16 protein-coding genes and 1 pseudogene are annotated in these 18,700 nt (G+C 63.1%); 5 read left to right on the top strand and 12 right to left on the bottom strand.

What is annotated here, in order from left to right:
• Window positions 1–189, bottom strand: a pseudogene (locus tag QOC89_RS30200) (hypothetical protein); the annotation flags it as partial.
• A gap of 212 nt (window positions 190–401) precedes the next feature.
• On the opposite strand from QOC89_RS30200, the gene QOC89_RS30195 reads away from it, so the two are divergent.
• The 5 genes from QOC89_RS30195 (at window position 402) to QOC89_RS30175 (ending at window position 7,686) form a co-directional block, all read left to right on the top strand.
• Window positions 402–1,334, top strand: coding sequence for a 2-hydroxyacid dehydrogenase (locus tag QOC89_RS30195; RefSeq protein WP_323048392.1), 933 nt, complete (start codon window positions 402–404; stop codon window positions 1,332–1,334).
• A 143-nt stretch (window positions 1,335–1,477) separates the two neighbouring features.
• The gene (locus QOC89_RS30190) at window positions 1,478–4,399 is read left to right on the top strand and encodes a molybdopterin-dependent oxidoreductase (protein ID WP_323048391.1); all 2,922 of its coding nucleotides are present in this window, start codon (window positions 1,478–1,480) and stop codon (window positions 4,397–4,399) included.
• Between the two features lie 44 nt (window positions 4,400–4,443).
• On the top strand, window positions 4,444–5,190 hold the full coding sequence (locus QOC89_RS30185) for a 4Fe-4S dicluster domain-containing protein (protein WP_323048390.1): 747 nt from the start codon (window positions 4,444–4,446) through the stop codon (window positions 5,188–5,190).
• A 38-nt stretch (window positions 5,191–5,228) separates the two neighbouring features.
• The gene (locus QOC89_RS30180; RefSeq protein WP_323048389.1) at window positions 5,229–6,179 is read left to right on the top strand and encodes a dimethyl sulfoxide reductase anchor subunit family protein; all 951 of its coding nucleotides are present in this window, start codon (window positions 5,229–5,231) and stop codon (window positions 6,177–6,179) included.
• 343 nt (window positions 6,180–6,522) lie between these two features.
• Window positions 6,523–7,686 carry a porin gene (locus QOC89_RS30175; protein ID WP_323048388.1) on the top strand — a complete coding sequence of 388 codons (1,164 nt, stop codon included), beginning with the start codon at window positions 6,523–6,525 and terminating at the stop codon, window positions 7,684–7,686.
• Between the two features lie 231 nt (window positions 7,687–7,917).
• Here the strand turns inward: QOC89_RS30175 and QOC89_RS30170 are convergent, their stop codons facing one another.
• The 11 genes from QOC89_RS30170 to QOC89_RS30120 form a co-directional block, all read right to left on the bottom strand.
• On the bottom strand, window positions 7,918–9,417 hold the full coding sequence (locus QOC89_RS30170) for an amidohydrolase family protein (RefSeq protein ID WP_323048387.1): 1,500 nt from the start codon (window positions 9,415–9,417) through the stop codon (window positions 7,918–7,920).
• Window positions 9,418–9,455: 38 nt separating this feature from the next.
• A complete protein-coding gene (locus QOC89_RS30165) occupies window positions 9,456–10,304 on the bottom strand; it encodes an ABC transporter permease (protein ID WP_323048386.1) in 849 nt (282 codons plus the stop codon).
• Window positions 10,297–11,148 carry an ABC transporter permease gene (locus QOC89_RS30160; protein ID WP_323048385.1) on the bottom strand — a complete coding sequence of 284 codons (852 nt, stop codon included), beginning with the start codon at window positions 11,146–11,148 and terminating at the stop codon, window positions 10,297–10,299. Before QOC89_RS30160 ends, QOC89_RS30165 begins: the two co-directional genes overlap by 8 nt.
• 6 nt (window positions 11,149–11,154) lie before the next feature.
• On the bottom strand, window positions 11,155–11,895 hold the full coding sequence (locus QOC89_RS30155; protein WP_323048384.1) for an extracellular solute-binding protein: 741 nt from the start codon (window positions 11,893–11,895) through the stop codon (window positions 11,155–11,157).
• A gap of 21 nt (window positions 11,896–11,916) precedes the next feature.
• Window positions 11,917–12,213 (bottom strand): hypothetical protein, encoded by a 297-nt coding sequence (locus QOC89_RS30150; RefSeq protein WP_323048383.1) that lies wholly within the window; start codon window positions 12,211–12,213, stop codon window positions 11,917–11,919.
• 86 nt (window positions 12,214–12,299) lie between these two features.
• Window positions 12,300–13,487 carry an ABC transporter ATP-binding protein gene (locus tag QOC89_RS30145; RefSeq protein WP_323048382.1) on the bottom strand — a complete coding sequence of 396 codons (1,188 nt, stop codon included), beginning with the start codon at window positions 13,485–13,487 and terminating at the stop codon, window positions 12,300–12,302.
• Window positions 13,484–14,842, bottom strand: a complete 1,359-nt coding sequence (locus QOC89_RS30140; protein WP_323048381.1) for an amidohydrolase family protein — start codon at window positions 14,840–14,842, stop codon at window positions 13,484–13,486. Before QOC89_RS30140 ends, QOC89_RS30145 begins: the two co-directional genes overlap by 4 nt.
• A 22-nt stretch (window positions 14,843–14,864) precedes the next feature.
• Window positions 14,865–15,698, bottom strand: coding sequence for an amino acid ABC transporter ATP-binding protein (locus tag QOC89_RS30135; protein ID WP_323048380.1), 834 nt, complete (start codon window positions 15,696–15,698; stop codon window positions 14,865–14,867).
• 22 nt (window positions 15,699–15,720) lie between these two features.
• Window positions 15,721–16,368, bottom strand: a complete 648-nt coding sequence (locus QOC89_RS30130; protein ID WP_323048379.1) for an amino acid ABC transporter permease — start codon at window positions 16,366–16,368, stop codon at window positions 15,721–15,723.
• A gap of 13 nt (window positions 16,369–16,381) precedes the next feature.
• Window positions 16,382–17,239 carry a transporter substrate-binding domain-containing protein gene (locus QOC89_RS30125; RefSeq protein ID WP_323048378.1) on the bottom strand — a complete coding sequence of 286 codons (858 nt, stop codon included), beginning with the start codon at window positions 17,237–17,239 and terminating at the stop codon, window positions 16,382–16,384.
• A gap of 214 nt (window positions 17,240–17,453) precedes the next feature.
• Window positions 17,454–18,182: an aspartate/glutamate racemase family protein gene (locus QOC89_RS30120; protein WP_323048377.1), complete on the bottom strand. Its 729-nt coding sequence runs from the start codon at window positions 18,180–18,182 to the stop codon at window positions 17,454–17,456.
• Window positions 18,183–18,700 lie beyond the last annotated feature (518 nt).

The following is an 18,700-nucleotide window of genomic DNA, read 5'->3' as shown; positions in this document are numbered from 1 at the left end:
CGCGAAATGGGCGCGCAGATCTGTCACGCCTTGGGCCCGCCATGCGTTGAACAGCGCGCGCACACCGCTGAAGTCTTCGAGCCAGAGCGAGACAGGCGCGAGTTCGAACATTTCGGAATCGTCTCCCAAGGGGACTTGCTTCGGGGCGTCGTTGGCGGGCGCTGAGCCGCTTGGGAGGATGTCCAGCATGAGATTCCCGTGGTCGGAGTTCGGGCTATTTTAATGCGGCTTCGGGCCGGCTCAAAAGAAAGACGCTCGACGCGTCAGGACGCGTCCCGTTTGCGCAACCGTCCCGCCGCGGCCTGGCGCCCGGGATCGCTTACCGGCAGGGCTGCGGGAGCCTTGTTACACTCACGCGTCGTGCCTCCCGTCCGTCACCGCTCAAAGAAAAAACGCCCGTCATGAAGCCATCCCTGCTGGTTCTTATCCCTTTGAAAGATGCAAGCCGCGCCGCTCTCGAGACCGCTTTCGAGGTCGTCCATGCCGCCGATGCCACCCAGCGGAGCGCCGCGATCGCCGCGCATGGCAAGACGATCCGTGCTGTGTTGACCAATGGCACGACCGGATTGAGCGCCACTGAAATCGACCAGATGCCGCAGCTCGAATTTGTCAGCGCGCTCGGCGCCGGCTATGAAAACCTCGCCCTCGACCACGCCCGCGAGCGCGGCATCGTCCTCGTCAACGGCTCGGGCACCAATGCCGACTGCGTGGCCGATCACGCATTCGCGTTGCTGCTCGCAGTGGTGCGCGACGTGCCGCAACTCGATCAGGACACCCGCAAGGGCGCCTGGCGCGATACCTTGCCGATGCGTCCGAATGTGTCCGGCAAGCGCCTGGGCCTCGTTGGGCTCGGCAATATCGGCGAGAAGGTCGCGCGGCGGGGTGCCGGATTCGATATGGAAATCGGCTATCACAACCGCAAACCGCGTGAAGGCTCGCCGCTGCGCTATTTCGACAGCGTGGAGGGTCTCGCGCAGTGGTGCGATTTTCTGGTGATAGCGACGCCCGGCGGCGCCGGCACGCGTCATCTGATCGGCAAGGCGGTGCTGGAGGCACTCGGAGCGGACGGTTTCCTGGTCAACGTGTCGCGCGGCAGCGTGGTGGATACCGCTGCTTTAGCGGACGCGCTGACGGCCGGCGCGATTGCCGGCGCGGGTCTCGACGTCTACGAAGGCGAGCCGCATCCGCCCGAAGCCTTGCTGACGCTGCGCAACGTGGTCCTGACACCGCACGTGGGCGGCCGCTCGCCGGAGGCGATCACGGCCTCGATCGACAATTTCCTGGCGAACGCCCAGCGCCATTTCGCCGGCGAGCCGGTGTTGACGCCGATCTGACGTCTTGAAGGCCAATTGAAACCATCAGCGCAGCGGATAGTTTCTCTCATAAATGGCGATTTCCCTTGTGGCCCGGTGGCGAATAGGATGGCTGGTATTGAACCAACCGCTTCGACACCACCGTCGCAGCGACGGAGATCCGCATGGAACACCACGCCCGCACTCAGGACGAACGACTCGAGATCAAGACCACCACCTGCTACATGTGCGCGTGCCGCTGCGGCATTCGCGTGCATTTGCGCGAAGGCGAGGTGCGCTATATCGACGGCAATCCGGAGCATCCGCTCAATCAGGGGGTGATCTGCGCCAAGGGTGCCTCGGGCATCATGAAGCAGTATTCGCCCGCGCGCCTGACCCAGCCGCTGATGCGCAAGGCGGGCGCGGAGCGGGGCAGTGCGCAGTTCGAACCGGTGTCGTGGGAGGTTGCGTTCGACGTGCTCGAAAAGCGCCTCGCCACGATTCGCGCCACGGATCCCAGGAAGTTCGCGCTGTTTACCGGCCGCGACCAGATGCAGGCGCTCACCGGCCTCTTCGCCAAACAGTTCGGTACGCCTAATTACGCGGCGCACGGCGGTTTCTGCTCGGCCAACATGGCGGCCGGCATGATCTATACGATTGGCGGCTCATTCTGGGAATTCGGCGGCCCCGATCTCGACAGCGCCAAACTCTTCTTCATGATCGGCACGGCGGAAGACCATCATTCGAATCCGCTCAAGATCGCTATTTCGAAGTTCAAGCGCGCGGGTGGACGCTTCATCGCGATCAATCCGATCCGCACCGGCTACGCGGCGATTGCCGACGAATGGGTGCCGATCAAACCCGGCACCGACGGCGCACTGTTCATGGCGTTCCTGCACGAACTGATCGCGGCCGACGCGTGGGATCACGAGTTCGTGCAGCGCTATACGAACGCGGCGGAACTCGTCGATCTCGACGAGCAAAGCGAGAACTTCGGCCTGTTCGTGCGTGACCCGGACCAGCCTGTCGGCAATCCGCTGTTTCCGCAGAATCATCTCTGGTGGGATGCTCAGGCCGCGCGCGCCGTGCCGCATCATGCGCGCGGCGTTACCCCGGCACTGGAGGGCCGCTATACGCTCGAGGACGGCACGCCGGTTACGCCGTCGTTCGCGTTACTGCGTGAACGCGTAGCCGACTGCACGCCCGAGTGGGCGGCTGAGATCACCGGGATTGCCGCGGACACGATTCGCCGCCTCGCGGGTGAAATGATCCAGACCAGCCGCGATCACCGGATCACGCTGCCGATCCGCTGGACCGACGCGTGGGGCGAGACCCACGAGAGCGTCGCCGGCAACCCGGTCGCGTTTCACGCCATGCGCGGGCTGGCCGCGCATTCCAACGGTTTCCAGTCGATCCGCGCGCTGGCGGTGCTGATGTCGCTGCTCGGTACGATCGACCGCCCCGGCGGTTTTCGTCATAAGTCACCGTTTCCCCGCGCGGTGCCGCCATCGGCCAAACCGCCGAACAGCCCCGACGCCGTCAAGCCGAATACACCGCTGGCAAGCGGCCCGCTCGGCTGGCCCGCCGCGCCGGAAGATCTGTTCATCGACGAACACGGCGGCCCGGTTCGCATCGACAAGGCCTTCTCCTGGGAGTATCCGCTCGCCGTGCACGGCCTGATGCATAGCGTGATCACCAACGCGTGGCGCGGCGATCCGTATCCTGTCGACACGTTGCTGATCTTCATGGCCAACATGGCGTGGAATTCGTCGATGAACACCGTGAAGGTGCGCGAGATGCTTGCCGACAAGCACGCGAACGGCGAGTACAAGATTCCGTTTCTGGTGGTGTGCGACGCGTTCCAGTCGGAGATGACGGCGTTCGCCGATCTGATCCTGCCGGACACGACCTATCTCGAGCGGCACGACGCGATGTCGATGCTCGACCGGCCGATCTCCGAATTCGACGGTCCGGTGGATTCCGTGCGTGTGCCGGTCGTGCCGCCGACGGGCGAATGCAAGCCATTCCAGGAAGTGCTGATCGAACTTGCTTCGCGGCTGAAGTTTCCCGCCTTCACTACCGCCGAAGGCACGCGGCGCTTTCGCGACTATCCCGACTTCGTCGTCAATCACACCACGACGCCGGATTCCGGCGTCGGCTTTCTGATCGGCTGGCGCGGCAAGGACGGCGACAAGGCGCTGGTGGGCGAGCCGAATCCGAATCAATGGGAGCAGTACGCAAAGAACAACTGCGTGTTCCATTACCGGTTGCCCGAGGCGCTGCAATACATGCGCAACTGCAATGGACCGTATCTCGACTGGGCGGTGGAAAAAGGCTTCCGCAAATTCAGCGAACCGATCCTGATCCAGCTGTACTCCGACGTCATGCAGAAGTTCAGGCTCGCCGCGCAAGGCCGCAGGAGCGGCAGACAGCCGCCCGATCATCTGCGGGCGCGGGTCGAGAAGTATTTCGATCCCTTGCCGTTCTGGTATGCGCCGCTCGAAAGCGATTCCACCGATCTCGCGCGCTTTCCGCTCGCGGCCGTGACGCAACGGCCCATGGCGATGTATCACTCGTGGGACTCGCAGAACGCGTGGCTGCGGCAGATTCATGGCGAGAACTATCTCTACATGAATCCGCTGATGGCGGCCGAAAACGGTATCGCGGACGGCAGCTGGATCTATGCCGAATCGCAATGGGGCCGGGTGCGCTGCATGGCGCGCTTTAGCGAGACCGTGGAGCCGGGAACGGTATGGACCTGGAACGCGATCGGCAAGGCCTCGGGCGCGTGGAATCTTGGAGCCGGGGCGAACGAATCGCAGCGTGGCTTCCTGCTCAATCACCTCATCACCGACGAGTTGCCCGGTCGCGACGAAGCGGCCGCACGCCTCTCGAATTCGGACCCGGTGACGGGTCAGGCCGCGTGGTACGACGTGCGGGTGCGGATCTATCCGGCGGAGGCGGACGCGCGGCATACGCTGCCGCAGTTCGACGCGATGCCGGCGTTGCCGGGATCGAACGGGGTGATCTCGCGGGTCGTCCAGACTTACTTCGCGGGACGCGGCGAATTCGCGGCGCGGCTGCGTGGTGCCGTGGGGCGTAAGTAGGGGCACGTAAAGAGCGGGCCGTAAATAGCAGCAAGGAGCGATTCATGACTCAGATGGCATTGGTGATCGACCTGAACGTGTGCGTGGGGTGCCAGGCTTGCGTGACGAGTTGCAAGGAGTGGAATACGTCGGGCGAGTCGGGCAGTCTCGCCGATCTGAATCCGTACGACGCCGATCCTTCCGGCACGTTCTTCAATCGCGTGCAGAGCTTCGAAGCCGGTAGCTACCCGAACGCCGAGACGATCCACTTTCCGAAGTCATGTTTGCACTGCGAGGACCCGCCGTGCGTGCCGGTGTGCCCGACCGGCGCGAGCTACAAGCGCAAGGAAGACGGCCTCGTACTGGTCGACTTCGACAAATGCATCGGCTGCAAATACTGCGCGTGGGCGTGCCCGTACGGCGCGCGCGAACTCGACGAGTCGCGTAAGGAGATGACCAAATGCACGCTGTGCGTCGATCGGATTCACGATGAAAACCTCTCCGAACGCGATCGTCAACCGGCATGCGTGCTCGCGTGCCCGACTTCAGCGCGGCTGTTCGGCGATATCCACGATCCGGAGTCGGTGGTGTCGAAGGCGATCGAGGAGCGCGGCGGTTATCAGTTGATGCCCGAATGGAACACGCGTCCGGCGAACCACTATTTGCCGCGCGCGACAACCCTGGCATCCGGTTGCGGCAGCGGTGCGTGCTCGTGCAAAGACGCGGGTACGGCGCTGGAAATGCCTGAATCGCTCGACGCGCAACTCGAGCACGGCGAACTGCATCTTGCGTCGATGGCGACGCGCATTTAAGGCATTGAAACCATCCACCGCATCTAAAGGACTTCACGATGAATCCCGCTTTTTCAGTGGTTTTTCTCACTACGCTGAGTGGCGCGGCGCAGGGTTTGCTGATCGCGCTCGTCGGCGTGGAGACGGCCGCGCATCTCGGGCTCGTCACGGCGCCGCCGGACGTGTTCTATGTCACCGGCGCGGGCTTGACGCTCGTGCTGGGCGGGCTCGGACTGATTGCCTCGTTCTTCCATCTTGGGCATCCGGAGCGCGCGTGGCGTGCGATCGCGATGTGGCGGACCTCGTGGCTGTCGCGTGAATGTCTGTGCCTGCCGGCGTTTCTCGCCTGTGCGTTCTTCTACGGTGTCGCACACTGGTTCGGCGCGCCGTGGTCGATGGCAATAGGTTGGCTCGGCGTGCTGGCGAGTGCCGTGCTGTTCGTCTGCACGGCGATGATCTACGCATGCCTGCGTTTTCTGCAGGAATGGGCCACGCCGCTCACGCTGGTCAACTTCGTGCTGCTAGGCTGCGCGTCCGGGTTCACGCTGGCGACGGCGCTGACCGCGTGGTTCGCACCCGAGCTGACAGCAGGGCTTGCGATCTGTGCCTGCGTGCTGACGCTCGCCGGTTGCGCGAGCCGCTCGGCGTCGCTCGTGCGCAATGCGCGCTTGCGGCCGAAGTCGACCGTACAGAGCGCGACGGGCATCAAGAACCCGAAGCTCGTGCAGGTCTCGCGCGGCTTTACCGCCGGCGCGTTCAACCTGCGCGAGTTCTTTCACGGTAAATCGGCGGGGACACTGCGCAGCGTCAAGTGGGGCTTTCTGGCGACGGCGTTTCTTGTGCCTATCGTATTGATCGCGCTAGGCGCGGGACTGCATTCGATCGGCGTGTCGCTGACTTTGCTGGCAGCTGCGTGTCTTGTGCAGTATGCAGGGCTGGTTGCGGAGCGGTGGTTTTTCTTCGCCGAAGCCAGGCACCCGCAGAATCTGTATTACGCGCGAGTAGGGTGATGCGTGCGTGGGCGCGACCGGCTGAATGACCGCTGAAATACGATAAAAGGCAGCTGCAAGCTTGCGCCCCTTACTCTCGCACTTCGCGCTGCGCTGGTGCCGCATTGCACTGTCGGTGGGATTTTCGAAAAGCCCCTGATGCATTCCTGGCTTGACGTATCGACACCTGCCCGATGCCGTCAATGCCCCTCTTCATTGCGTACCAGGACATCCAACTTTGCATACAAATAGCCATAATAATGTTGGCATGATCATTGCGTTGTGGATTCAACTTTCTCTTCAACTTCTCGTTGCACCGAAGTAGTTGGCGACAGGACATTCACCACGTAGTAGAAGGAACGTCATGAAATTGCAGCAAAAAAAACGTCTATGGCTATTTATCCCCGCCATGCTGCTTGCCAGTGCAGCCCATGCCCAGAGCAGCGTCACGCTTTATGGATTGATCGACGAGGGCCTTAACTTCACCAGTAACGCGCAGGGCCACAGCGCCTATCAAATGAAGAGCGGCGACTTTTACGGCAGTCGCTGGGGCGTGAAAGGCAGCGAAGATCTCGGTGGAGGCTATCGGGCGATTTTCCAGTTGGAGAATGGGTTCAATGCCAGCAACGGGGCATTGGGCCAGGATTCACGCGAATTCGGCCGCCAGGCATTTGTCGGCCTCGCTTCCGACCGGTACGGCACGTTGACGCTCGGCCGCCAATACGATCCGACCTCGGACGGCAACAGCTTCGGCGCCCTCACGGCGGCGGGTAACTGGGGCGGGGATCTCGCGGCGCACCCGTTCGACAACGACAACGCGGACTGGGACTTCCGCCCGAACAATTCCGTCAAGTACGTGAGCCCTACTTACCGGGGGCTCACCGCCGAGGGCATGTATGCGTTCAGCAACGAGGCCGGCGGGTTCTCTAACAACAGCCTCTATGGTGGCAGCCTCAACTATCAGAATGGCGGGCTGACGGCGGCGGCATCGTATATGAAGATCAATCACCCCGGAGCGAACGCGTCCGGTGCCGTGGTCGGCGATACGTTGTTCACGGGTTCTTCGGAACAGAACTACGGCGCCGGAGTGTCGTATAAGTTCTCGAAGACGCTGCTGGCCTTCGTCTACTCGCATGTCGACGTGTACGACCCCACGGCCAACGCCTACTTCACGTCGAATACGGGCCCTGCCGGCGGTACGTGGAACTCCTGGAAGTTCGACAACTTCGAAATCAAGGACCAGTACTTCTTTCGGCCGAACTTTTGGCTAGGCACCGCCTATACGTTTACGGACGCGCGACTGGCATCGAGCGTCGGGTCATTCAATCCCAAATGGCATCAGCTCACGCTGACACTCGACTACGACTTGTCCAGCCAGACATCCGTTTATGTGCAAGGTGCATACCAGCACGTCGTCAGCGCACATACGGGTACGGACTTTGACTTTGCGTCGAACGTGGCGGACGCCGGTATGTCATCCAGCGAAAACCAGATGGTTTATCGCGTCGCGTTAATGCACCGCTTCTGACCACTGCTTCTGACCACTGCTTCTGACGACCTGCGCCGCTGCGTCGCGCGGCGCAGGTCCGCTCTGCCGGCTTGCCGGGAGAAACAATCATCGTGCCGTCCTCAAGTCCGACCGATGCCGTGTCGGACTTGAGGGAAGCGCGTTGTCTTATCGAAGCGATGGGGCTGCAAATTCCTGCTGCTTGCCGGGCTGAGAAAAGCAGGACTCACGATCAAATGACAGCCAGGCCTGTTACGACGATAGCTTCGCCGAGTGAGGTCGCCAGTTGGCCTGCAGCGCCTGCGCGCGCGCGTAGACCTTCTCCATCTCCGCACGCAGCGGCGCGACCGATTCGTCGGCGAGGTCGAACTCCGCGCCAAGCGACTCGTAAGCGCGATTGATCTCGCGCAGCAGCGCAGCTTCATCGACGCGCGTAAGCCGTCCGTTCCGCATGACTGCCTCGCCCGCCACAAACACGCTGTCGATCGCGGCGCCGCGCTCGGCGTATACCAGTTGCCGCACTGGATCGGCTAGCGGCGTGAAGCTGATCGCATCGGTCCGGTAGGCGACCAGGTCGGCGCGATAACCCGGCTCGATTGCGCCGAGCTGGCCGCCTAGTCCGAGCGCCGTCGCGCCGCCAATCGTCCCCGCATGCAGCGCCTCGGCTGCGGACAGCCATCGCGAATAGTCGTCGCCGCGTATTTTCGACACGGCCGCGGCGCTGCCCATCACGTTGAGCATGTTGACGGTGACCGTCGACGCGCAACCGTCGGAGCCGAGACTCACGTTGACCCCTGCGTCGAGCAGCGCACGCACCGGTTGCACACCGGAGCCGAGCATCAGATTGCTCCATGGATTGTGTTGCGCACTCGCACCGGATTGAGCAAGGCACTCGATCTCAGCGTCCGACAACCAGACCGCGTGGATGAGCGAGGTTCCCGGCCGCAGAAATCCCAGCTCGGCGAGGCGCATCACCATCGGCTTGCCATAGAAGGCTTGCGCCGTCACCACCTGCAAGCGTGTTTCCTGAACATGGATGATGACCGGCAGATCATGGGTGTCGGCGAATTCACGGCAACGCGCGAGAAATTCCGGCGTGCAGCGCTGCGGCGCCGAAGGCGCGATTACCATGCCCACCCGGTCGTGCTGCGGATGGTGACGTGCCAACTCGCTTTCCAGCAGCGCGAAGAACGCATCGGGCGAAGGTCGCGGTTGCGCGCGCAGCTGCGCGAGCAGGGCGGGCGGGAAAATGCTGTCGACTCCCGGGAAGTTATCGACGATCGCGCGATCCATCATCGAAAATCCGACCAGCGCGCGGATTCCCGCGTCCTCGTAGGCCTGGAAGATGGCTTCGACCGCGGCGGGGTCGATCGTCTGACCGAGGCTCACGTCGTCGACGAGGGTGGTGGTGCCGCTGCGCAGCGATTCGAGCGCGCCGATCAGCGTGCGCAGATAGATCTGGCGCGGCGTCAGCTTGACCGGGCGCGGCGCGCGCACGTAATGCATCCACAATTCGAGCGGCAGGTTTTCAAGCCGGCCCTTGTGAAAATGCTCATGCGAATGTTGATGACCATTGATGAGCCCCGGCACCAGCAGGCAGTCGTCGAGCGGTATGCGTTCGCCGTCGGTCGCGCTACCGCCCGGCACGATGGCGGCAATGCGTTCGCCTTCAATCACGACGTCGACGCGCCGCGGTTCGTAATGCTGGTCGGTGCCGTGTAATGCCCTGACGTTGGAAAGTATCTTGCGCACAGTTTCTGACAAATCGAAGGAAGGGTGGACTGCGGCGGCTAGCGAAACTGCCGCGACAAGCCGGCGAGCCGCTCCATCAGCAACATGGAAATCAAGGTAGCGACGATCAGCACGCCCGAGGCCGCGGCCGCCCGCACGTCGAGGCTGTCTTCGATGATATGCCACAGGTGGATGGGCAGCACTTCGGATCGTGCGTCCGACAGGAACAGCGACAGCGCGACGTTATCGAACGAATTCATGAACGCAATGAACGCCCCCGACGCAATGCCCGGTACCAGTGCCGGCAGTACGACGCGGCGGAACGTGAACCAGCCGCCGGCGCCGAGGCATTTCGAGCTGTCGAGCAGCGCCGGATCGAGCTGCGCATAACTGGCCGAGGTCGTGTACAGCACATACGGTGCGCACAGCGCGATATGTCCGGCGAGCAGACTGTAGAACGAGAGCCCGGCGCTTTCGAGATTGAACAGGATCAGGATACCGAGCCCCAGCGCGAGCGACGGAATGGTCAGCGGCGCCATGAAAAAGGAATCGAGCAGTCGCGCGGCGAACGTGCGGCGGCGCGCGAGCGTCACCGCCGCGGCGACCGCCAGCACGGTCGCGCAGACAGTCGCCGCGGCGGCCAGCTTCAGGCTCAACAGCAGGTCGTCGATAATCTCCGGCGAATCGAAGATCAGCGCTGCATACCAGCGCATTGACAGCCCCGGCGGCGGAAACTTCAGCGAGTAGCCCGACGTGAGCGACGTCACCAGGACGATCAACGTGGGCCCGATCAGCATCAACAGGCCGATGCCACCCAATAATCCCAGCACCGCATTGAACGACAGGCGGCCCGGTTGGGAGCGGCGCGCTGGCATGACCCCCGGCGCGGCAAGCGTGGATTTAGCCATGGACGAACCCTCTGGTCTTGCGGCCGAAATAGTTGAGCAAGGTCACGACGAGCAGCACGCTCACCAGCAGAATCACGGCAAGCGCCGCTGCAAACGGATAGTTCTGCGTCTGGATGGCCTGTTCGTAGATGTAGAACGGCATGTACATCAGCTGGCCGCCGCCCACCAGGGTTTGAACCACGAACGCGCTGACCGCGCCGGTAAACACCAGCAAGGTTCCGCTGAGCAAACCCGGCATCGCAAGCGGCACGGTGATCTTCCACCATGTGCGCCAGCTGCTGGCGCCCAGCGCATGCGACGCCTCGGGCAAGCGCGTGTCGAGCGAAGTGAGCGTGGTGACGAGCGGCAACACCATCAACGGCAATTCGATCTGCGCAAGCGAGAGGATCACCGCCAGCGGCGTGTACAGGAGCTTGACCGGTTGGCCGGTGTGTCCGAGCGCCATCAGCAGCGCGTTGACCAGCCCTTCATTGCCGAGAATCACGACCCACGCAAACGTGCGCACCACCGAACTGGTCAGAAGCGGCAGCAGGATCAGCACGATCAGCACGCGCCGCCAGCGCGGCGGGCTCACCACGTACAGATGCGCAACCGGATAGCCGAGCACGATCGTCACCAGCGTGGTTGCCACACCAAGCCAGAGCGTTTGCCAGAGGATGCCGCGGTTATAGCTGTCGCCAAAGAACACCATGTATTGGCGAATGCCGAAATGCGTCATGGCGGTGTCGTTGTGCAGGCTGATCAGCGCGACGAGCAGGAGCGGCACGCCCACGAACGCGATGAAGAACAGGCCCAATGGCAACACGAGCAGCCAGTCGCGCGGCATCCGGTGATTCGCGTTCATGATGCGTCAGACCTTGACCAGACGATTGAAACGGTCGATATATTCCGCGCGGCGCGGATTGATACGTGCCCAATCGACCTGCACGAACGACGTCATGTCATTGGCGTTGTGAGCGATCGCGGCGAGCGCCGCACCGAACGGCACTTTTGTGTTGGTCGGCGCGACGTAGTAGGGCGCGCTCGTCATCTGTTGCTGCACTTCGACACTCAACGCGGTGTTGATATACGCCGCGGCGAGATCCGCCGCCCGGGTGTTCTTCACGATGTTCATCGTGCTGCGCACGATGCCCCAGTTGCTGTCGGGGCGCGCGAGCGCAACCGGCACGCCCTTGGCCTTGAGCGACTCCACGTTGTTGATGTAGTGGCAGGCAATATCCACCTGACCTTGCTGGAACAACGTGCCGAGCGCGCCGGGATTGGCGGCCACCGCACCGACGTTCGGCATCAGACGCTTGATGTAATCGAACGCCGGGTCCATGTGATCTTCGTCGCCGCCCAGCATCTTGGCGAGCGCCACCATCCATACGGTGCCTAGCGTGGAATCGAGACTCACGAGGCCGACGCGGCCCTTGAATTCGGGCTTGAGCAGATCGTTCCAGGATTTCGGCGTGGCCTTCACACGTTCCGTGTTGTACGCAATGCCGTAGACCTGCGCGGACACATAGGCGCCCAGACCTTTCGGGTCGATGAAGTGCGCGGGCAGATTCGCCAGGTTCGGCACCCGGGCCGCCGGAATGGGTTCGAACACGCCTTGCGCGATGCCCTGCAGTTAGGGACCCTCGTCCATCATGACCACGTCGAACGGCGGGTTGTTGCGCGCGGCCACCAGCTTGGTCAGCGTGTCGACCGCTTGCGACGCCGTGAGCACGGCGCTCACGCCCGCTGCCTTGCGAAACGCGGGCAACAGGAGCTTGCGTTGCGATTCTTCCCACGCACCGGGAAACGTGGTGGCGGCGAGGGATTCGGACGCAGCCATGGCAAGCGGGCTGCCGAGCGACAGGCCGACGGCCCCCGCTGCGCCCATCAGTTGCAGGAGCTTGCGGCGTTGGTGATCGATCAGCGACATAGGACCTCAGGAAGGATAGTTGAACAGGATGAACGGGCGATGCTGAAGCGGGCGGCGCGTTGAATCAGGACGATCGTGACCATGCGCTAAACCCCTGCGGTACCGGGTTGGGGCGCCTTGAATGTCCGTACCCGTGCACCCGGCTTGAAATCGAGCGCGACGCGCAAGCCGGGGCGCAAACCGGCACCCTCGGCGCGCGGCACGGAAATCTTCACGGCCGGGCCGGCATCGGTCTGCAGATCGACCATGAGCGTGGGACCGATCGGCATGGCCAGTTGCACGGTAGCCAGCAACTGAGGCGCGCCGGCGCCGGGCTGCGGCAACTGCCACGCCCATTGCTCCGGGCGAACCGCCAGCAGCGCCGCACCGGCATCGCGCCACGGGCCGGGATGAGCCACGGCCAGCGCGGCGCCATCGTCGAAGCTGGCGAGGCATTCGCTGCCGTGCACGCGCAAGGTGACCGGCAGCAGATTCGCCGTGCCGACGAAGGTGGCGACGAAGGGCGTGGCGGGCTGATCGTAGATCGCGACCGCCGAGTCGTATTGTTCGAGCCGCCCGCGATTGAGCACGGCGACCCGGTCGGCCATGCTCATCGCCTCTTCCTGATCGTGCGTCACCATCACGGTCGTGATATTCAGTTCGCGCTGGAGACGGCGGATTTCGATTTGCATATCGAGCCGCAGGTTTTTGTCGAGTGCCGCGAAAGGCTCGTCCAGCAGCAGGATGCGCGGCTCGACGGCAAGCGTGCGGGCCAGTGCCACGCGTTGCTGCTGACCGCCCGACAACTCGCGCGGATAGCGCTTCGCAAAGGCTTGCATGCGGACCATCTCAAGCATCTGCATGGCCTTGTGAGCAGCATCGCGACGCGCGACGCCGTTGGCTTCCAGACCGTAGGCCACATTGGCGGCGACCGTCATGTGCGGAAACAGCGCATAGTTCTGGAACACGATGCCCACGCCGCGTTGGCGCGGCGCGAGGCCGTCCACGCGTTGGCCGTCAACCTGTACTTCACCCTCGGACTGCACCTGCAGACCGGCGAGAATGCGCAGCAGCGTGCTCTTGCCACAGCCCGATGGACCGAGCAACGCAACCAGCTCGCCTGGGGCAATTTCAAGCGTGACGTCTTCGATCACCGGCACGGCGCCGAAACGATGCCGGATGCCGCGCATCTGCACGGCGGCACCGGTTTGCGAGGCGCGTGCCTGCGAGGCCGCAAGGCCCGCGCCCGCTGCGCCGTGCTTCGACTGCGAATCGATACTGTGCGCGGTGCTCATGCGCTAGCCCTCTTCCAGAGTTGCGTGGCGGCGTGTTTTCCAGCCGCAATGACGGCATCGGCGTCGCAACGGGTGGGGATGCCGCCGTCCACCACGATCTCCCCGTCCACGACGACCATCTCGACATCACGCCCAAGTCCCGTGTGCACCAGCGTGCCCAACGGATTCGGGTGGGGAGTCAGATGGGCGCGCTGGAAATCGAAGATGGCGAGGTCGGCGAGCCAGCCTGTCTTGAGGCAGCCGAGTTCGTCGCCAAGTCCCATGGCGTGCGCGCCGTTGTGCGTCGCCATGGTCAGCGCATCGGCGGGTTGCCAGTCCGCGGCGACTTCGCCCAACTGGATGCGCGCGATAGCCAGCGCCCAGCGCATGACCTCGGTCATGTCGGCGTGCATGTTGTCGGTGCCCAATGCAATGCGCGCGCCGGCGGCGCGCAGACGCGGCGTAGGCGCCATCGTGCCGCCCGTCGCGTTGCCCTTGGGAATGTGCGCCACGGTGATGCCGGCCCGGCCCACGCGCGCGATGTCGTCGTCGTCCAGATACAGGCAGTGCGCCGCTACCAGGCGTTCGTTGAGCAGCCCGACTTCGTCCAGCAACTGCGCGGGGCTTTTACCCGAACGCTTCTTTACCACGCTGACTTCGGTGCGGCTTTGCGCGAGGTGCGTCGTCACGCCGAGGTCATGCGTGCGTGCCGCGTCGGCGATCAGACGTAGAAAGTCGTCGGAGCAAGTGTCAGGCGCATGAACCGCTAGTTGGACGCCCGTGCGCCCGTTGTGCTTGCGGTTCCAGCGGCCGGCCAGCGTCAGTGCGTCGTCGAGCGTGCGCTCGCCGGTCGCGGCATGGTATTCCCAGCGTCCGTCCGCGACGCCGGAGAAGTCGACGTCGTGCAGACGGCCGCATGAATACACTCGCAGGCCGAGCTCGGCCATGGCCTCCATGGTCAGATCCGCGTGGACGTAGGTGTCGTTGATCAGCGTCGAGCCGAACAGCATCGCTTCGAGCGCACCGAGACGCGCCAGCGCGATCGCTTCGTCCGGGCGCACGTCATGACCGTGGGGAATCCCTGGCGTGTAGGCGGGCGCGAAGCCCAGGTCTTCGGCGACGCCGCGCACCATGGTCAGAATGGCGTGGGTGTGGACGTTCACGTAGCCGGGCACGATGACGCGTCCGGCAAGCCGGCGCGTGGTCCGCGCGCGTGTCTGTACCGGCAGATCCTGGGCCCGCCCGACAAAGGCGAGCCGGTTGCCGCGAATGCCGATCGCCGCGTCGTGCAACAGCGGTTGAGCCGGGTCCATCGTCACGACGGTGGCGCCCAGCAGCAACAGGTCAAGGTCAAATTCGATAGGTAAGGCAGTCATCAGCCAGGTGGTCCGGTTCAGGTCAGGTATGCAGGTGCTGCAGGAAACGCCGCGTGCGCTCTTCGCGCGGGCGGCCGAAAACGTCGCCGGGGGTGCCTTGTTCGACGACGGCGCCGGCGTCCATGAAGACCACCCGATGCGCGACGTTGCGCGCGAAGCTCATTTCGTGGGTCACGACCATCATCGTCATCCGGGCCGTGGCGAGATCGCGCATCACGTCGAGCACTTCGTTGACAAGTTCCGGGTCGAGCGCCGAGGTCGGTTCGTCGAACAGGATCATCTCCGGTTCCATCGCGAGCGCGCGGGCAATCGCGACGCGTTGCTGCTGGCCGCCGGAGAGTTGCGCCGGCCGTTTGCCGAGGTGTTGCGCGAGATGGACTTTTTCCAGGGCCAACTGGGCGCGAGCGCGAGCCGCATCGCGTGACAGCCCCAGCACGCGCTGAGGGCCGGCGGCGACGTTATCCAGTGCACTCAGATGCGCGAACAGATTGAAGCGCTGAAACACGAAGCCGATGCGGCTGCGCTGTCGCGCCAGTGCGGCTTCGGGCAGCGTGCGGCCTTGCTCCGACAGCCCGATACGCTCGCCGCCAAGGCGGATCGTGCCGCCGTCCGGCCGCTCCAGGAAGTTAAGGCAGCGCAGGAGGGTCGTTTTACCCGAACCCGAGGGCCCGATCAGCACGACGGTCTCGCCAGTTTCGACCTGTAGCGAGACCGAAGGCAGAATGACCTTGTCGCCGAAGCGCTTGTGCAGGCCTTCGATGGACAACAGCGTTGCAGCAGCGCCTGCATGCGCGCGCGCGGCGGCGTCCATCGCGGGGGCTGCGGGCACGTCGGAGACAGTAACGGTGGAAGACATGCGGGAACCCGAGCTCATGAAGTCAATATTGCGGCAGTCGTCGCTCGAGGTAGCGCGACAGCCACGCCAGCGCCGAGATCAACGCGTAGTAGTAGAGGGCGATCAGCAGAAAAATCTCGAACGGCGAGAAATACGTCGCAATGATTTCCTGCCCGGCGTGCGTAAGTTCATACACGGAGATGGCGGACAGCAGCGCCGAGCCCTTGATCAGCGAGATGAGTTCGTTGGTGAGCGGCGGCAAGATGCGCCGCCACGCTTGCGGAAAGAGTACGTGCAGAACGATCTGACCGTGCCGCATGCCGATGGATTGCGCGGCCTCGGTCTGGCCGCGATCCACGGACTGCATGCTGGCCCGCACGATCTCGCAGATGAAGCCGCCCGCGTTCAGGCTGAGCGCGATGACGCCGGCCCAATACTCGTCGAAGTTGATGCCGATGACCGGCAGCGCAAAGTAGACGAGAAAGATCTGCACCAGCAGCGGTGTGCCGCGCACGAAATCGACATAGGCCAGCACGGCGATGCGGACCGCTCTGAAGCGGCTGAGTGCGCCAAAGCCCAATACGAAGCCGAGCACGATGCCAATCGCGATCGCCGCGAGGCAGACCTTGAGCGTGGCGAGCAGGCCGACCGCGAGGATCGGCAGCGCCATGACGATAATGCTCCAGTCCATGGACGCCGCGCTCTCAGGAAAGCGCCGGAATCGCGTCCGGCAAGTTCATGTCGAAGCCAAACCACTTTTGCTGCAGCGTATGCAGCGTGCCGTCGCTTTTGAACTGATGCAACTGTTGATCGATGTAGCCGATCAGCGCGGTATCGTCGGTGCGCGCCGCGATGCCCGCCCAGTTATCCGCGCCGATGCCCTTGACGATCGCATATTTGCCGGGCGCATTCTTAAGGACGAGCGAAAGCGTCGGCAAGGTGTTGAGCACGCCATCCACCTTGCCTTCGGCCAGCGCGATATAAGCGGCCGGGTGGTCGTCGAACGTTTTCACGTCCTTGAAGCCCGCGCCGCCCGCTGCCTTCAATTGCGCGTCGAGTTTGGGCTCCAGAATCTGACCCGGTGAGCCGAGCTTGAGCCCCAGCACCTTGCCATTCATGCCGGCAATGCCGGTGACGCTCTTCTGATCCGCCGCGCGAATCAGCAGCGCCTGCGAAGCTTCCACGTAAGGCACCGAGAAGTCCACGTGCTTTTCGCGCTCGACCGTATAGCTCAGGCTGCTCATCACCAGATCGAACTTCTTTGTGTAGAGAGACGGAATCACGCCCGACCACACCGTGTCGATGAACTGCGCCTTGACGCCGAGATTGCGGCAAAACGCGTTGGCGAGATCGACGTCGTAGCCGATCATGGTGCCGCTCGCGTCGCGATAGGTCAGCGGCGGATAAGTCGCTTCGCAGCCGATGCGCAGCACGCCTGCCTTCTTGATGCCGTCAAGCGTGAGCCCGGCGGCCATCGCAAAACGGGGCAAACCGATCGACATCAGGGCGGCACCCGCGCCGGCCCGTTGAAGAAATTGGCGACGGGAAAATCGTTCGGACATCAGGCTCTCCAAGGAAATCACAATACGTACGAGATAAAACAGCGTGTGAAGCGGCGCGCAATCACCGGGCGCACGATCCCGCAAGGCCTTTCCTGCTGCCGATAAATAGCGGTCAAGGCAAAGCGTGGCAGCACCCCGATGCCGGCGCTAAAGCGGTCGGCCGCCGTGGCGATATCCGCGTGACGGATCACCAGGTCGAAGCCCGCCGCGTCGCTCAGGCGACTTCCCGGAACAGGCTGCCCCAGCCGCTAACGCGCGATGTGTCGATGCCGCTCATTCGCAGCGCCTTCCAGACGACGGTCGAGATGGTGTCGTACACGGGGATGCCGAGTTCGGCCTCGAGCTCTTCAGCGAGCGGCGCGCCGCGCAAGTTGGTGCAGAAAATCGTAATGGCGTCGGGTTTGCTCTTCGCGACTTCGCGCGCCATTTCACGCAGCGTGTCCGCGCTGACTTCCGAAAACGAAAAATTGTCCTGCTTGTTCAGATGACGTTCGGCGACACACTCAAAGCCCGCGCCGCCATACGTTGAGACGACTTTTGCCTGCACGTCGTCACGATACGGCGTCACCAGGCCGAAACGACGCACGCCCGTCATGGCGAAAATCTCGTTGAGCGCGAGCACCGAGGTGCAGGCGGCGATGCCGGTGCGTTCGGTAATGCTGCGGCACAGGCGTTCGTCCGCTTCAAACCCAAGCCAGGCTGACGAGGTGCCGTTCCAGCCGATTACGTCGAGCTTCGCGTCGGCAAGCAGTACGGCGGCGCTGAGAATTTCCTCGTCGTTGAACTGGGCCAGCGCTTGTTCGGACAGCGCGATTTCGGTCACGCGGAAGCGGCCGAAATGCGCGCTGACGTCCGGCAGGCCGGCGAGCATTGCCGACGTGACGGGTTCGAGAATGGTGTTGGAAGACGGGGTCAACATGCCAATCAAAGTGCGTTGCGTCATGATTTCCATATGATGGGTAGCTTCGGGGAGGCTGCGCCGGAAAGAGGTGCCTGATCGACGCTATTATGCAAACTTTGTGCCAACATAATTCGAATGGTTTGTACGCAATAAAAATTTGATTGTATGCAATCGAAGAACTGTATTGGATCGCGTGCGGGCCTGCTCTCAAGCGCCTTCGCGGGCGCGAACGTCGTTATTTCAATCTATCAACTGTCGAATGGCGCGATTGCATAAAGATGGTGCGTGGCCGCACCAAAGACGAATCGTTGGCACCAAACGCGGGTTAACTCGGGGTGCTACGCGCGCAAAGAGGTCTTTTTGAAGGGTGCCCCCGCCCCGCATCGGCAGTAACGCTGATGAAGTCTTGCATACGAATGTGTTACAATTTCCTTCTCTCGAACGAGCAGTCGATGTGAGCGTCCCAGCGAATTTCTGTGTGCTAAAACGCTTCAGATTGTTCTATCATCGATTCACTTCCCAGTTGCGAGAATCACTTTGAGCCGAGCCTCCTCCATGCC

This window comes from Paraburkholderia sp. (genome assembly GCF_034668105.1).
Taxonomy (GTDB): domain Bacteria; phylum Pseudomonadota; class Gammaproteobacteria; order Burkholderiales; family Burkholderiaceae; genus Paraburkholderia.
The sequence above is the reverse complement of the archived record's forward strand: the minus strand, read 5'-3'. Positions and strand labels throughout refer to the sequence as shown.

What these genes read in the sequence shown, in the direction of transcription:
- QOC89_RS30195 (WP_323048392.1), top strand. Translation starts at nt 402, where the DNA reads ATGAAGCCATCCCTGCTGGTTCTTATCCCTTTGAAAGATGCAAGCCGC.
- QOC89_RS30190 (WP_323048391.1), top strand. Translation starts at nt 1,478, where the DNA reads ATGGAACACCACGCCCGCACTCAGGACGAACGACTCGAGATCAAGACC.
- QOC89_RS30185 (WP_323048390.1), top strand. Translation starts at nt 4,444, where the DNA reads ATGACTCAGATGGCATTGGTGATCGACCTGAACGTGTGCGTGGGGTGC.
- QOC89_RS30180 (WP_323048389.1), top strand. Translation starts at nt 5,229, where the DNA reads ATGAATCCCGCTTTTTCAGTGGTTTTTCTCACTACGCTGAGTGGCGCG.
- QOC89_RS30175 (WP_323048388.1), top strand. Translation starts at nt 6,523, where the DNA reads ATGAAATTGCAGCAAAAAAAACGTCTATGGCTATTTATCCCCGCCATG.
- QOC89_RS30165 (WP_323048386.1), bottom strand. Translation starts at nt 10,304, where the DNA reads ATGGCTAAATCCACGCTTGCCGCGCCGGGGGTCATGCCAGCGCGCCGC.
- QOC89_RS30160 (WP_323048385.1), bottom strand. Translation starts at nt 11,148, where the DNA reads ATGAACGCGAATCACCGGATGCCGCGCGACTGGCTGCTCGTGTTGCCA.
- QOC89_RS30150 (WP_323048383.1), bottom strand. Translation starts at nt 12,213, where the DNA reads ATGTCGCTGATCGATCACCAACGCCGCAAGCTCCTGCAACTGATGGGC.
- QOC89_RS30145 (WP_323048382.1), bottom strand. Translation starts at nt 13,487, where the DNA reads ATGAGCACCGCGCACAGTATCGATTCGCAGTCGAAGCACGGCGCAGCG.
- QOC89_RS30140 (WP_323048381.1), bottom strand. Translation starts at nt 14,842, where the DNA reads ATGACTGCCTTACCTATCGAATTTGACCTTGACCTGTTGCTGCTGGGC.
- QOC89_RS30135 (WP_323048380.1), bottom strand. Translation starts at nt 15,698, where the DNA reads ATGTCTTCCACCGTTACTGTCTCCGACGTGCCCGCAGCCCCCGCGATG.
- QOC89_RS30130 (WP_323048379.1), bottom strand. Translation starts at nt 16,368, where the DNA reads ATGGACTGGAGCATTATCGTCATGGCGCTGCCGATCCTCGCGGTCGGC.
- QOC89_RS30125 (WP_323048378.1), bottom strand. Translation starts at nt 17,239, where the DNA reads ATGTCCGAACGATTTTCCCGTCGCCAATTTCTTCAACGGGCCGGCGCG.
- QOC89_RS30120 (WP_323048377.1), bottom strand. Translation starts at nt 18,182, where the DNA reads ATGACGCAACGCACTTTGATTGGCATGTTGACCCCGTCTTCCAACACC.